Source organism: Ktedonospora formicarum (assembly GCF_016587355.1).
Classification (GTDB): domain Bacteria; phylum Chloroflexota; class Ktedonobacteria; order Ktedonobacterales; family Ktedonobacteraceae; genus Ktedonobacter; species Ktedonobacter formicarum.
On sequence record NZ_BNJF01000002.1, the window covers coordinates 908,303 to 923,263 of the forward strand.

General features: G+C 51.2%; 9 protein-coding genes. 5 read left to right on the forward strand and 4 right to left on the reverse strand.

The features are described from left to right. Nucleotides 1-45 precede the first annotated feature (45 nt). From K3T82_RS22820 to K3T82_RS22835, 4 genes are all read right to left on the reverse strand, one after another. Nucleotides 46-1,737 carry a S8 family serine peptidase gene (locus K3T82_RS22820; protein ID WP_220195857.1) on the reverse strand — a complete coding sequence of 564 codons (1,692 nt, stop codon included), beginning with the start codon at nt 1,735-1,737 and terminating at the stop codon, nt 46-48. Between the two features lie 359 nt (nt 1,738-2,096). Next, the gene (gene cobT / locus K3T82_RS22825) at nt 2,097-3,158 is read right to left on the reverse strand and encodes a nicotinate-nucleotide--dimethylbenzimidazole phosphoribosyltransferase (protein ID WP_420799335.1); all 1,062 of its coding nucleotides are present in this window, start codon (nt 3,156-3,158) and stop codon (nt 2,097-2,099) included. A gap of 243 nt (nt 3,159-3,401) precedes the next feature. Further along, nucleotides 3,402-5,039, reverse strand: a complete 1,638-nt coding sequence (locus K3T82_RS22830; RefSeq protein ID WP_220195859.1) for an outer membrane protein assembly factor BamB family protein — start codon at nt 5,037-5,039, stop codon at nt 3,402-3,404. Beyond that, a complete protein-coding gene (locus tag K3T82_RS22835; protein WP_220195860.1) occupies nt 5,036-5,578 on the reverse strand; it encodes an RNA polymerase sigma factor in 543 nt (180 codons plus the stop codon). The genes K3T82_RS22830 and K3T82_RS22835 overlap by 4 nt, the downstream gene beginning before the upstream one ends. Nucleotides 5,579-5,828: 250 nt before the next feature. On the opposite strand from K3T82_RS22835, the gene K3T82_RS22840 reads away from it, so the two are divergent. The 5 genes from K3T82_RS22840 (at nt 5,829) to K3T82_RS22860 (ending at nt 14,895) form a co-directional block, all read left to right on the forward strand. After that, nucleotides 5,829-8,015 (forward strand): WD40 repeat domain-containing serine/threonine protein kinase, encoded by a 2,187-nt coding sequence (locus tag K3T82_RS22840; RefSeq protein ID WP_220195861.1) that lies wholly within the window; start codon nt 5,829-5,831, stop codon nt 8,013-8,015. Between the two features lie 28 nt (nt 8,016-8,043). Next, nucleotides 8,044-10,434 (forward strand): WD40 repeat domain-containing serine/threonine protein kinase, encoded by a 2,391-nt coding sequence (locus K3T82_RS22845; protein ID WP_220196505.1) that lies wholly within the window; start codon nt 8,044-8,046, stop codon nt 10,432-10,434. Between the two features lie 3 nt (nt 10,435-10,437). After that, the gene (locus K3T82_RS22850; protein WP_220195862.1) at nt 10,438-11,805 is read left to right on the forward strand and encodes a serine/threonine-protein kinase; all 1,368 of its coding nucleotides are present in this window, start codon (nt 10,438-10,440) and stop codon (nt 11,803-11,805) included. 302 nt (nt 11,806-12,107) lie between these two features. Next, nucleotides 12,108-12,614: a WD40 repeat domain-containing protein gene (locus K3T82_RS22855; protein ID WP_220195863.1), complete on the forward strand. Its 507-nt coding sequence runs from the start codon at nt 12,108-12,110 to the stop codon at nt 12,612-12,614. 4 nt (nt 12,615-12,618) lie between these two features. Then, on the forward strand, nt 12,619-14,895 hold the full coding sequence (locus tag K3T82_RS22860) for a WD40 repeat domain-containing serine/threonine protein kinase (RefSeq protein WP_220195864.1): 2,277 nt from the start codon (nt 12,619-12,621) through the stop codon (nt 14,893-14,895). Nucleotides 14,896-14,961: the final 66 nt, after the last annotated feature.

Here is a 14,961-nt window from a genome sequence, read left to right on the forward strand (position 1 = left end):
CCTGCTCTTTTTGATGTGCACCAAAGTATCGTTCTGTTAGCAACCCTATGGTTGGTATGTTACCTGAAACTGATCATCAGTGCCTACTGCGGCGGCAGCATCGATGATACCCGTACCCATTTCGTTGTTGGGGATTGGTGTCCCCTTGTAGTCGAGCGTGACGTTATAGTATGGGCTGTTGGGATCACTGGTGACCGGGGGCGTATCATTGGTAGAAGCGAATGGTGTTACCGATTGGCGTAGCCAGGAGATCAATTCGCTTGGGTTCATGTTGGGCCGAGCCGCCAGGGCAAGCGCGGCAACTCCCGCTACCTCTGGCGCAGCGGTCGATGTTCCCTGGATATAGGCGTAGCAGTTGTCGCAACCCTGACCATTGCTATCGACGCCATATGCCCCGAAGACACCAGGATTATCGCTTGCGCCAATGAGTGAGGTATTTGCTTCCAGGCGGCTACAGTCGCTAGAGACGCAATCGTTTACAGGCACATTATAATTGCGTGCTCCACCGGGCGCGGAAAGGTCAATGCGCGGTCCGTAGTTGCTATAATATGCCATCTGCTCGCGTTGTGATGCGCCATATTGCCCATATTTGGTTGAACCCGAATTGGCGGCATTGGTGACGCGATTGACCGCTCCTACGGAGATGACACCAGGTACGCCACCTGGAACCAGGCTAGTGCCACGTAGATCATTGTTAGTAGTGCCGTTGCCGCTCTCGGGCAGGCTATTTGCGCTCATAACACGCCCGTTCTGGTCGATTTCCACATGATCGTTACCGCCGGCTGCGATAACAGTAGTGCCATTTTGTTTGAGGTAGCTCACCATATTGGTAAAGGCATCCCAGGTAGCCTGGTCGTTGCCTACAGCCTGCTGATTGCCGCAGCGAGCGGAACCGGGAATGACGCCGTCAGCGCAGATATAGGTTCCCATGGACATGTTAATGATCTGCGCACCAATGTTGTTGGCATAGTACATGCCGTTGAGTAGCCAGCTAAGCGCTCCACTACCACAGGCATTGAGTACACGCACATTGATAAGTGTGGTGTTGGGAGCGATACCGCTCATCTGGGGACCGTTCTTACCAGCGATATGTGTGGCGGTCCAGGTGCCGTGCCCATCGAAATCTTCGATACTGGTCACATCGTCCTTTTTTGTGCACGATGAACTAGGCTCGACGAATGAGCGGCTATGAGCACGATCATAGTTCGTCCCTACATCCTCATGTGTAGAGCGTAGGCCAGTATCCAGATTGGCAACGCGTACACTCGCTGAGCCCTGGGTCGTCTGCCATGCCTGGGCCAGATTGATGCGGCTCAGGTCCCACTGCAAGGGGCAGGTCTGACTATTGGAGGCGCAGCCCTGGGTTGAGCTGGTGCCATCCGCCGCGACCGATACGCTATTGCGAGTAATGGTGACGGGGCGCTCATCGGGCATTGCGAAGGCGAAGGTGTCGAGCGCGACACTCTTGACGCCGGGTAGTGTCTCCAGGTCTGAGAGATTGTTCGAGCGCACAACCATGATATCCGCTTTGCTCATGTCGCGCAGGATATGGTGCCCACGGTTGGATATCTGCTGGGTGTCGATAGGCATCTTCGGCTGGAAGACAACGATATAGTTCGCGTCCCCTTGATGTTGCTCCGCCCTGGAAATAATATTGGGGGCAAACACGATGATGAGTCCGAGCACAAGTAGTCCTACAAGTACTGGAAGAGCCAGGCGGTGTCGGAGAATACGCAAGGCTTCGATCCTTTCGTCCATTAACGCGCGAATAATAGTAATAGCGCGTTCCCAACTAAAGGGTGCTAATAAATGTCTACTGTAGCTACCCAGGTCTGGTATTTCTCAGCGCGAGAGCGCTTCGTAGGGGTCATAGGATGTGGGCAGGATTACCATTGGCAATCCTGCCCACATCCTATGACCCCTACGAACTACTGTAGGTAGTGAGGGGTCCTGAATAATTACATCCTAACTATTATTGACGAAAGATGCGTCAGGAGCAAGGATCGAAAGTTGAGTTTTGGTTGAGAATGAGTAGTTTTATCGCGTATGTTTAACGTATTGCATACTTCAAAGTCAATATGCAAATATACATGTAATTAAGTATTTTCTGTGCGCTCGCTTACGCCTGCGTCTGCGAAGGTCGCCATCTCGCGGTGTGTGCGTAGGGCTGCTTCCAGAATGTGCATTGCTAGGACCGCGCCTGTACCTTCACCAAGGCGCATATCAAGGCTCAGGAGAGGGGTAAGCCCAAGCTGAGCCAGAATCAAGCGATGACCGGGCTCAACTGAGGCATGACCGGCGAAAAGGTAATCTGTAATTCGTGGCTGAAGCGCACAAGCTATCAGCGCTGCGGAACTGGAGATAAAGCCGTCAATGAGGACGGGGATGCGGTGCGCGGCTGCGGCTATGACGACGCCGGTCAGCGCGGCAATCTCTAATCCCCCAACCTTTGCCAGGACATCCAGAGGATCGTGAGGATCTGGTTGATTCTGTTGTACAGCACGCTGAAGAACCTGGATCTTATGTTGGCGTTGCTGCTCGTTGATGCCGGTGCCATAGCCTGTGAGCGCTTCAACAGGTTGTTGCAGGAGGGTTGCGCTGATGGCACTGGCGGCGGTGGTATTGCCGATTCCCATCTCGCCAATTGCTACGAGGTCGGAGCCCTGGTGTGCGATCTCGTCAAGAACGTCAAAGCCAACCTGGATTGCTTTAAAGAGTTGCTCACTGGTAAGTGCGGGCCCCTCGACCATGTTAGCGCTACCAAGGGCTATCTTCCGCTCTATAAGCTGTGGATGGTGCAGTTCGGTGGCGACACCAACGTCGACGATGCTGACGGCAGCTTCAGCCTGACGCGCCAGGGCATTGATGGCTGCTCCTCCACTCAGGAAATTGAGTACCATCTGTGGTGTGACTTCGGCGGGATAGGCACTCACACCTTCACGTGTGACACCATGATCGGCTGCCATTACAATCACGTCCCGTCGCTGGATTTTCGGTATTGGTGTTCCCTGAATACCAGCGAGGCGAATAGCGATCTCTTCAAGCCGTCCCAGACTCCCAGCAGGCTTAGTAAGCTGTTGCTGTCTCTGTGTTGCCTGCTGTATCGCGTCCTTGTCAAGTGGTTGTATCCGCGTCAGTTGCTCTCGAAGTTGTTCCATTGACATAATATTCCCCTTCTATAAGCGCGCTGAACATCCAGATGGTGCGCGCTTGCCCGTGGGTATTATAGCGCATGGGTAGTGTCTCAGAGAAAGTGACGAAGCTACGTATGGGGAGTATTGATGCAAGGGCCTGCTGATAGCAGAGAAAGAGAGCCCCACGCGGAAGAACATTGCTCCTCCCGCGTGAGGCTCTCTTTGTGAACAGTCCTGAATAGTTGGATCAGATCAGGTTAGACGAGGTTATGGGACGACATTGACAAGGCCAGGAAAGGAGTAATCTGTTCTTTCCTCAAGGTCAGAGCCACATTTGGCGCGCCAGAGTTCCGCATGTGTCGCTAGATCGTAGGCAATGACTTCTCGTTCACCCTTTACGTAAAGTACTCCTTCCACGATGGAGGCGGGATCAGCGATTATATCCTTTTTCCAGGCATCATGCCCATCCGCGCCGTTCAGAACGAAGAGTGTATACGAAAGGGTTTTGCCTTGAGCGAAGGTGCCACCGCTAACACTGACGTAGCCACTTCCAGCGCTCAACGTATAAACTACGGGATCGCTGAAATCCCGGTGCCAGATTTCTTTACCTTGCATATTGATCGCGTGAACGACATTGAGCGTCGAACCATTATCAGTCATAGGCCCTGGACTGGCAATAACGTAGATGCGCCCACTATCAATAGCAAGCCCACCATTAGCCATGCCATCGACAGCATTCTTCCAGTTCTGTTTTCCATCCGTCGCGTTAAAGGCAAAGACATAGCTCTGGTAGACCTGGCCTGCATGGTGTTCACTTATCGAACATGAGATGGCATAGATGACGCCATCAATAACCTGTGCGTCGTTGAATACTTGGTCGTCAGATACGGGCTTGAGTTTCCAGATCTGCTTACCAGTCTTGATGTCGACGGCGAATATAATGTTGTGCTGCGCGCTATAGAGTACACCATTGCTGACTGTTGGGATGCTTCCTGTGTAGATGGTTGAGCCTGCTAAATCTTTCTTACCTGTATTGGGGTCGGTGAAGTATGTGGAGACCAGGGCGGATGCTCCGGACTTATAGGTCCAGTTCTGCTTGCCTGTCTTGCTATTGAAGGCGAACACGGTGCCCGTGCGATCCTCAACAAAGACCTGCCCATCGGAGATGACAGGAGGTGTCAGGTAACCCATATTGTTGGGACCACTACCATTAGCGTCTGTGAAAAGGTTTGGCTTGAATTCTACGTCCCAGCGTTCCTTGCCCGTCGTAGCGTCGAGCGCGATTAGATGCGACTTACTCGCCATATCATCAGAGGCGTTCAAGTAGACTGTATCGCCGTAGACGATTGGATCGCCGGTATCGTTGAGATCTTTCCGCTCATAGGTCCAGACGGGTTTATGTGTCTTCGAGTCGATCTTACTCGCTACATACCTACCTTGCTTATTCATGTAGGTAATGTATATACCAGAGGCATTGACGACAGGTGTACTCGTTGGTTTTGGCTTGTTAGCAGTGTTTCCACCTTGCTTGTGTGCGTTACTGGCTGAGTTGAAGATGAGGGCCGCGCTACCAGCTACGATTGCGACCACTAATACCGCTACAAGCAGGCTGAGGGTGCGTTTGATGTTGCCCCTTGAGGAGCCATCTAAGGACGATGTATCCTTCATCGTGCGTTTCCTTTGTTGCAAATCTATAGGCGCGTTTCGAGCATGCTGTCCCTGCCGCTCTCGTTCCAGGCGCGTCCAGACATGCTGCAAAGATTGCGCGTTCGCGTTTTGCTGTTCTTTGTAGGTCTGGTTCAGGTCCCATAGCATACGTCGTTCATCTGGTGCTAGCCAGTTGGTAGGATGCTCAATCTGGTCGTCCAGATTTTCAGGGGTAAAGTTTGTTTCGTCGTGGTTCACAGCATGCCTCCTTTCTCGTTCCTGGTGTAGAGTGTGCGCAATAGTTTGAGAGTACGATGGAGTGCCATGCGTATAGCTCCCTCGCTCTTTTGAGTGACGGTTGCTATCTCACCGCATGACAGGCCATGCCCGAAGCGCAACTGTATTATTTCACGCTGTGTTTCTGGTAACTCTTTCAATGTCTTATGTAGCTGCTGGTACTCCTCGTTCTTGAGCGCTACATGGTCTGGTGCTTGCTCCTCGTTTTCAAAGAGCATACCTGCTACCTTCTCAATCTGCACCTTTGTCCGATGTTTGTTACGTCGGTGGTAATCCACGACCTTATTTCGCGCGACAGCCCAGACCCAGGCTGGCAATCGTTGATCATCTAGTCCATTGGACGACCTTTTCTCTAAAACGGCCATGAATATATCGAGTAGCAAGTCTTCCGCGTCCTCACGTGAGCTGACATTGCGTAACAAGTATGCGAAGAGAGCGGGAGCATATTGTTGATATAGTTCGGCGTCCACTGCCTGGGAAACCATATATGGTTGTTGCATGTTATCCCCTCATGCTGTCATTTGAGATCTCGCGTATATATTCGCATGGGTTTACCAAACATAACACATCTGTGTAATTCTCCTAATATTTAGCATGGTAATGGATATTTCCTTATTTTAGTCACTACATCCCGGTGAATATGGGGATGTAAAATGTGAGTCACTCCATGTTCATTGGGCATACTTTCTGTTATGCTAGTGAATGCATTGATAAATGTTTGTATATTTATTGTGAAGGAACCAGCGCTGCATGGAAAAGCAGGAAATTTTACAGTCAACCGATGTGAAGACGCTGGGGCGCTACCAAGTTGGACGCCGTATTGGGCGTGGAGGCATGGGTGAAGTCTGGCTGTGCGATGATCCCCGCCTGGGCCGCAAAGTCGCGATCAAGACTTTGCCTGTACATGGGCAGCAGGACCAGGAGTTTGTTCAGCGCTTTGAGCAGGAAGCTCGTTCCGCCGCCGCTCTGACTCATCCCCATATCCTGGAGGTGCATGATTACGGAAAAGAAGAGTTGGCCAATGGATCTCTCATTCCTTTCCTTGTCATGCCCTATATCCAGGGGAGTTCGCTGGGAAGCTATCTCAAGGAGCGGCAAGGGCAAATTAGTCATAAAGAAGCCTTGATGTTTCTTAAACAGGCTGGCGAAGCTATTGATTACGCGCATAAGCGTGGGATTATTCACCGCGATATCAAGCCAGATAATATGCTCTTGCGTAGCCCACAGTGGTTACTCCTAGCGGATTTTGGTATCGCGAGTATGCTGACGAACGACAAGCATGTGTCACAGGGGAATTTTGGCTTTGGTACGCCTGAATATATTGCCCCCGAGCAGGCGCGTGGACGGGCCATGATAACTAGCGATAATTATAGCCTGGCTGTTATTGCCTTCCAGCTCTTCACAGGCCAACTTCCATTTGAGGGCGAGACGGCCCTGGCGACTATCATGCAACACCTAACGCTTCCACCACCTATGCCTCGTGAATTGAATGCCGAATTGCCAAACGCTTTTGAGCAAGTATTACTACAGGGCTTGAATAAGGACCCCGAGAAGCGCCCGGCACTGGCGAGCGAATTCGTTCAGCAGCTAGAGCGTACCCTGAGCGATCCAGCTACTACCATCCAGAGCATGAGTACCCTGAGCGAGCATCCTGAATTGGCTTTTCGAAAAGAGGTGACGCCAGTTACTCCTGAGGAGCGGAAGCGTGGGCTGTCTCGCCGTGGTTTGTTACTGGGGAGCGCATCAGGGGCCGCGATGCTCGGTGGTGTGACACTGGGTGCCTGGGGCTATGAGCATAATATCATAGGTGAGCGCCTGCCGGATCTACCGCCTCCACGTGCGCTCTCAGCTCGCCCCTCTTCTACTGGTTCCGATAAGCCAACATTGGTATTGACTGGCGGTCATCAGTTGCCGGTTCAACATCTCGTCTGGTCTCCTGATAGTCAGACATTACTTACGAGCGCCAACGATGGCTATCTTTTTCAGTGGAATATTCCGGATCTCTTGAAGCGACCTGATCGCCCCTCTGGTGTTCCGCTATATAAAACAAAGTCGCCTCCCTATTTTAGTGGAAACATAACCCCCCTCTGGTCGCCAGATGGTAAGACTATCGCCCTGGTGAATTCCCGTTGGGATGAGCGTGGGATACAGGTGCTTCTCTGCCAACCAGATTTGCGTGTGATTGGTGAGGTCTGGATACCTGGAAATCAGAATTTACTTGAAGGTGCCGCCTGGATCTCAGATACACATCTCGCCCTTCTGCATCTGGAGGGTTATACAAGTGTGCCACTTGAACCTACAACCTTCACACTCTATGTGGTTGATGTAAAAGCTCCTCAACACCTGATAGCTGCGTTGACGGACAAGGATGAAGGCATGTATGGCGACCTATTCGCTTCAAACCAACCCACGCATCCCACGCTTCAAGTACTTGCACGGGCAAGAAGTATTGAAGTCGGGAAGTTTGAGCTTGCGGGCAAGGCGAGGTGGAAGCCGCTTGCGCATCTTGATGTTCCGCCATCAGACCCTGACCGTGTGGGGAGTACAGTTCATGGTGTATATTGGGCCTCTGACAGCAAACATATAGTTGTTCATGCGGAATACCAGAAGGGTAATACCCTCTTCTTCTACGATTGGCAGGCGGTGTCCCCGCGTCAGCAGGGCCTCAAGCTACCAGAGAAGGGCGACGATGGCAAGAGCTTTTATATCGAAAGCCTGGCTAGCAGTTTGTCTCCAACTACTCCTATGCTGGCTGTTGGCGGGAGTGCAGGCGAGGTTTATCTTTGTAATTTGAAGGCGGATAGCCTACCTGTGCGCAAGCTTGATACTCTGGGGAGTAAATCAATGATAAATGCTGTATCCTGGTCGCCGGATGGTAAGTGGCTGGCTGCTACCCTGGTTGATCGTGAGCTCTCAATTCTCATCTGGAAACTGTAATCAACTCGTTGAGGAGAATGATAGATAGATGCTGGTAAATCAAGCACAATTAGGGCCGGGGAGCCTGGTCGGACGCTATCGTCTACTCAAGTCGCTGGGACGTGGTGGTTTGGGTGAGGTCTGGCTGGCTGAGGATATAGACCTCCAGCGCCAGGTTGCGGCCAAATTTCTGTTGCCAGTCCTGCATAGCGAACAGGAGTATCTACAAGCCTTTCATCGTGAGGCACGACTGGCTGCATCTCTTGATCATCCCCATATCCTATCTGTTCATGACTATGGTGAGTTACGCCAGGGCGATGATGTAGTTACCTATCTTATCATGCCCTACCTGGAAGGAGGAACCCTGCGCGAGCGCATCGAGGGCGGATCAAGGCGCTTGCCTTTGGATGTGAGCCTGCGTTATCTTCAGCAGGCTGCCTCCGCCATTGATTATGCTCATAGTCAAGGCATCCTGCATCGCGATATCACACCTGCTAATATATTGTTGCAAGAGGATCAACTCTATCTCGCTGACTTTGGTATCGCGCGCCTGCTCACGACTTCAACCTATCGAAGCCGGACCAGCGCCGCTATTGGTTCTCCTGCCTATATGGCTCCCGAGCGCATACAAGAGCGATCCCTGCCCGCTAGTGACCTCTATAGCTTAGCGGTTATCGCCTATCAACTTTTTACTGGCAGGTTGCCTTTTGATGGGGAAGAAGATCTTGCGATACTTCTCAAGCTCATTCAGGAGCCAGTACCTTCTCCGCGCCAGTTTGTTCCTCAGATGCCTGAAGCAGTGGAGCGTGTCCTCCTGGATGGTCTCGCCAGGAAGCCAGAAGCGCGCCCAGCGAATTGTATGGCTTTTGTCGAGGCTCTGACGCGTGGTTGGCAGGCCGGCCGGCGTTCACGCTCAGGCGATGTCTATGATCCAGATGCTACGCTTATCGCGCCCTGGAATCCGCAAGCTCTCGCCGCAAATATGGAGAATAGAGCTACGGAGCCAGATCTTTCTGATCTTAATACTGATAATGCTTCATACGCAACGTCTGATGTCCCAAAACTCACAAGTAGTGTGAGTAAGAAGTCAACTCTTGTTAAAGATTCTGAGACGCAAATGGGGCAAAAAGAGCAAAAGGTGCCGCTATTGAAAAGGCGTGGTTTCGCGCTTGGAGCGGCGTCCACCGCTATTCTCCTGACTGGCTCTGGATTGGCGTTGGGTAGTACACTCTATCGCTCATATGAGCAGACTCCTGGACCGCGCCAGTTACGTGCGGGTCGTCCTGTGTTAAGGCTGAATGATTTTAATGACCTCATCTGGAATCTTTGCTGGAATCCACGTGGGCGCTATTTGGCGACACTTGGCAACAACGCGAATGCCCAGATTTGGGATCTAGCCGCCCCCCTGGCTGAGCGGACGACCTCACTCCGTACACTTGGTCCTGCGCCTCTTGGTTGGAGGGTGGGTAATAGAGTTTCCAGGCAGCAAATGGCCTGGTCTCCTGACGGACGTACATTAGCACTTTTAGGATCTATGAAGGGCTGGAGTTTTGACAGTGAAAACGCAGCGGTTGGAACAATTGATGTCTTTAGCCCGAATGCCACCTTACGTTTCACCGTCGACTCGGATGCCGATGCGATTCATTTCTATGGTAGTTTGAACTGGTCGCCGTCCGGTCAGACTCTTGCGACTATCGCTTCCGATCAAACGGGTGATATTACACTTTGGCATTTAGACGCGTCCGCGTCTCACAAGGTTTTTAAACGCCTGAAAAATCCAGATGAGACGCAGGAGAATGAGATAACCAAAGTCTTTAATGCGAATCCATATCTCTGCTGGACACAAGATGAGAAGCAGTTATTGGCCTATTTCCAGCCCTTTACTATTTACCTCTGGGATGTGGAGAAGGAGCGGAAAACAAAATTGTTGGATCTTCCCCAACGCTCGCTCGCTTTGCCTGAAAACCGGTCGCAGAATGGCATTATCTTCTTCCTGTCGTTGCTAAATTCACCCACAAACGCGACACAGTTTCTTGCTAACGATGTTGATATCGCTGTGATCTTTGATATAGAGCGTAAGAAGATTATCTCAACTCTTGGCTGTTCTGATCCTGAAACCAAAGGTAGTTACTTGCTCACTTCTTATAGCGATTGGGACAGATTCTGCCCCCAAATTGGGCCTATGTCCTGGTCACCCAATGGGCGCTATGTTGCGGGAAGCTACCTGAGTAGCAATCAGATTTTTGTATGGGATCTTAACAATGAGCACCCACGTCGCGATTCTGAGGGGCATCATCTGCCCGAATTAGCCTTTGGTAAGGAGCATGGACATCCTAAAGGCACACTTATCAGCGATCTTACCTGGTCGCCTGATGGGCGTTATCTGGCCTCTTCTGCTGACGATTATACGGTTTTAATTTGGCAAGTAGAGGAAGTGTAAAGTATGAGCAGCACATATGTCACTTTACAGCGCCTCAACGTGAACTCGCTGGGGCGCTATAATATCATACGCCGGATTGGACGTGGTGGTGCGGGCGATGTCTGGCTCTGCTGGGATCCACGCCTGGAACGCGAAGTCGCGATTAAGACGCTCTCTCTCCGGCATCAGCAAGACCAGAGCTTTCTGAGGCGCTTCGAGCATGAAGCGCGCATCACATCCACTCTTTCGCATCCACATATCCTCCAGGTACATGATACAGGCAAACAATCCCTCGCCTCAGGCGAATTGTTGCCATATATTGTTATGCCCCTTATCAAGGAGGGATCACTACAGGAGCGCCTGACTACAGGTAGGGTCTATCCCGCCGCAGAAGCCTTCAGACTGCTCAAGCAGGCTGCCCAGGCCATTGACTATGCCCACGAACAGCGCATTATTCATCGCGACATTAAGCCATCCAATATGCTCATGCGCGATGAACGCTGGCTGTTTCTCTCGGACTTTGGTATCGCGCGCCTCCTGGCAACCGATAAACCGGGAACCGTGAGCGACGTGGGGACACCTGCCTATATGGCTCCCGAGCAGTCTCAGGGTCGAGTCTCGACAACCAGCGATATCTATAGCCTTGCGGTTATTGTGTATCAGATGTTTACAGGTCAGCTCCCTTTCGAGGGCTCGACTGCTCTCGCGACCATGGTGCAACATATCTTAAAGGAGCCGCCTCCGCCGAGTCAGTTAAACGCCACGCTCCCAGTTGCTTTTGAACGTATCCTGTTGCAAGGGCTGGCAAAGGACCCTGAGGTGCGACCAGCTCTTGCAGTTGATCTAATAGACCAGTTGGAAGCTGCGTATACGTATCCTGAGCGCCGATATGAAGGGTTGCGTACCCTGAAAGCGATGCCATCGCTCGCCTTTCAGGATCGGATTTTAAGAGATGAAGAGCCACGTCATAAACTGGCGCGGCCTGACCGTCGCCAGGTGCTCTTCGGTGCTGCGTTAACCTCAGCATTTGTAGCGGGTGGAGTGCTTGGTGGATGGGGCTGGCTGCGTCATCTCTCTACCCTGCCGCGTCAGGTGCCTCTACAGTTGCCACTCTCGGCTCGCCCAGGTTCAACTGAGCCTACTAACCTCTCTCTCGTCCTGACAGGACATAACTTCGCGCCCGATACTATGCTTTGGTCTCCAGATAGCTCGGCTCTGATAACTGCCAGTTCCAATGGACAAATTTTTCGTTGGGATATTGCCAGCCTGTTGCGTTCACCTGCGCGTTCTGATGCCTCGCCTCTCTATAGCCAGAGCCTGCTCTTCCAGAACCGCAGTATGATACTTGCACTCTCCCCGATGGGCAGAAATTGGCTATTGCCAACTATTTAAATGGCAGTGGAACTATGCTTTTGAATATTTTTACATCATATTTTGAAGCAGTTGGGCAACCGCTAGCCATAACGAAGGAGTATCTATTTTACGTTGGTCTGGGCTGGATTTCCAATAATTCTCTCGCTATGATGAGGGACTCATCGAAAGATGCTTTACAGACTAGCATAGAGAGCGCGGAGCTCTGTCTGTGGGATACAGACAGTCGCCTTTTGCAAGTAGTTGGCACTGACGCTGTTAAGGGTGATTTCTTTCAAGCTAACAGCCTCGCATATTCTGCTAAAGGTGGGCGGTTAGCAATTTTGCGCCAGAAAACTTTTAAAGTTGGCACATTCCAATCATCGAGCAATGGTATGCGTTGGCAGCCTGAAGGTACCTTTACGCTAGGTGAGAATAGCGACATCGTGAGCTTGTATGGTGCTACCTGGGCCAGTGATGGCGAATCTCTGGTTGGAAGCAATAGCTATACTCCCGGTATATACTTTTTTTCTACATTGGAGAAGACGCTCAAACTGCGCAAGGTGCGGATGCCTAGTAGTTTCCGCAAGTCGGTGGTGGATGATGATGTAAGAGTTAGCAGTGTGGCATGTAGCCCCACTCCATCAATGGTGGCGATGGGGACCTCTGGTGGCGAAATTTGGTTATGGAATCTACAGGAGAACTCACTTCCAGTTGGTGAGCCCTTGACCAGCAATTCCATTGGCGCGCGTAAGGTGCAGGCCCTCTCATGGTCACCCGATGGCAAGTGGTTGGCAGCAAGCTACGCGGATGTGAATGCTTCTATTCTTATCTGGAAAGTGAGAGGTTAGGCATATGCCAGTGCAACAATCGCAATGGCAAGATCAGATGTTGGGGCGTTATCATCTGAAGCGCTTACTTGGCCTTGGTGGTATGGGTGAGGTCTGGCTTGCTGATGACACGGACCTCCAGCGCGAGATCGCTGTTAAACTGCTCCCTCCAGTGTTGAATTCACAGCGAGATTATCTGCAAGCCTTCAATCGGGAGGCACGCCTGGTCGCATCCCTTGAGCATCCACATATTCTCTCTATACATGATTTCGGTGAGTTCGAGTTCGGTGATGATATTGTCACCTACCTCATTATGCCATTCATTTCAGGTGGCTCGTTGCTTGACCTTATGAACAAGCAGCAACGAATGATGCCAGTCGAGAAGGCACTCCACTATATACGACAGGTCGCTGAAGCCATCGACTTTGCGCACAGTAAGCGCGTGCTGCATCGTGACGTTAAGCCTGCTAATATCCTGCTTCAGGATGACTGGGTATTTTTGTGTGACTTTGGAATCGCGACATTGCTCTCAACTCAGACCTTTCGTAGCCAGGCAAAGATGAGCGGTGGTACACCACTCTATATGTCCCCTGAGCAGTGCCAGGGGAGCGCGAGCGGGGCTAGCGATCTCTATAGCCTGGCTGTAGTAACGTATGAGTTGCTGACTGGTATTACTCCTTTCGAGGGTGGGGGGCCACTGGAAGTTATGCTCAAGCATATTCAAGAAGAGCCACCTTCGCCTCGCGAGTTCAACCAACGTCTCTCGCAAGAGTTAGCGGATGCGCTCTTGCAAGCCCTGGCGAAAGACCCTGGACAGCGACCCTCTTCATGTTTGGCTTTTGTACGCGAATTGGAGCGCATCCAGGCTTCTGAAACACTCATACCACATATCCAGGACGATCCAGCCTCTACGCTTATCAAAATTAGAAGTAGCGAACTGAACGATACACTGCAATCAGCGAGCACAATGGTGAGCAACACTGAAGCCAAAGATAAGATATCAGAGAGAGAGGCGACGAAAGCAGAGAAGTCGCAATCTCTCATCTCGCGCCGCTCTCTCTTGTTGGGAGGGGTCGCTGGGGTTGTGCTGCTTGCTGGCGGGGGCTACGCTCTCGCTAATGCGCTCTATCAGCCTCCTACGCATAGGGGGCCGCAGAGCTTCATGCCAGGAGTGCCACGTCTCAAGATGACAGCCCACTCAAATGACGTCAGCAATGTCTGTTGGTCACCCGATAGCCGTCTTCTGGCAAGTGCTGGAAGGGATACACATGTTATGGTTTGGGATACCAATGCCGCTTTGATGAATGCTTCGGGTAAGTTGCAGGTGTTGACGCATCCTTCCGTGCAATGGAAAATGCCCGGCGAGATCTTCCAGGGCGATCTCAATTGGTCACCCGATGGTCGTTTTTTGGTTACAGAGGCTCGTGCTGACTTTAATGCACGGTCTAGCGAGGGCATACTCTCAACTATCGATGTCTTCACGCCTAATTCTCAAATAACCAACAATGTGGATCGCAATAGTAAATACAAAGACCTACATGTTTTCCTCACACCAGCTTGGTCGCCAGATGGCAAGTTGATCGCTGCTGCCGCCAGCAATAGCCTATCTAGGGATTATGAAGGTGCTATTATCTTCTGGAATTCTCCTGGAACAGATAGTGAACGGGGAATTGTGAAGGTCTTTAACAGTACGATTAAACCAACTGATAATAACTATTATGGCCTTCAAATTGTGCGTTGGTCTCTGGATGGTTTGCGCATCTTAAGTTTGGACACCAAATATCACCTGTTGATCTGGGACGCTCAAACGGGCAAACAGAACATTTTTGTGCTCCCTGATCGCTCTGTAATTATAGCAAAACGACAAAAGTTATTGCTTGACATTTCTGACTCGCGTAGCCTGGAGATTATACCAACCAGGCCAGAGCAGGTGCTTGTAGATGATGTGGATCTCGCGATAGTCTATGACCTCACACAAAAAAAGGCGACGACATTGCTAGCGGTTGCTGAACCTGAGAAAGAGCCTATCAGCCTCAGTGCGTTGGCCTGGTCCTCAAATGGACGTTATGTTGCAGGCTGCCATCTCAACAGTAAGCTGATATACATTTGGGATCTGGCCAATCCCTCTCCTCAGAAGACAGGAGAGGGATTCATATTGCCCACACTCTCCTTTGGTAAGACCAACGGACATAGCGATGTCATCATTGATCTAGCTTGGTCTCCTGATGGTCGGTATCTTGCCTCGGCTTCCGCTGACTTTTCTGTTATCGTCTGGCAGGTAGATGCCAAACTAGAGAATTGATGTGTAACTGGAGGTTTCCCCCACATGACTGATGTTATCCCACTATGTCGTGTGAGGGGAATTGCA

What these genes read in the sequence shown, in the direction of transcription:
- K3T82_RS22860 (WP_220195864.1), top strand. Translation starts at nt 12,619, where the DNA reads ATGCCAGTGCAACAATCGCAATGGCAAGATCAGATGTTGGGGCGTTAT.
- K3T82_RS22840 (WP_220195861.1), top strand. Translation starts at nt 5,829, where the DNA reads ATGGAAAAGCAGGAAATTTTACAGTCAACCGATGTGAAGACGCTGGGG.
- K3T82_RS22850 (WP_220195862.1), top strand. Translation starts at nt 10,438, where the DNA reads ATGAGCAGCACATATGTCACTTTACAGCGCCTCAACGTGAACTCGCTG.
- cobT (WP_420799335.1), bottom strand. Translation starts at nt 3,158, where the DNA reads ATGGAACAACTTCGAGAGCAACTGACGCGGATACAACCACTTGACAAG.
- K3T82_RS22845 (WP_220196505.1), top strand. Translation starts at nt 8,044, where the DNA reads ATGCTGGTAAATCAAGCACAATTAGGGCCGGGGAGCCTGGTCGGACGC.
- K3T82_RS22835 (WP_220195860.1), bottom strand. Translation starts at nt 5,578, where the DNA reads ATGCAACAACCATATATGGTTTCCCAGGCAGTGGACGCCGAACTATAT.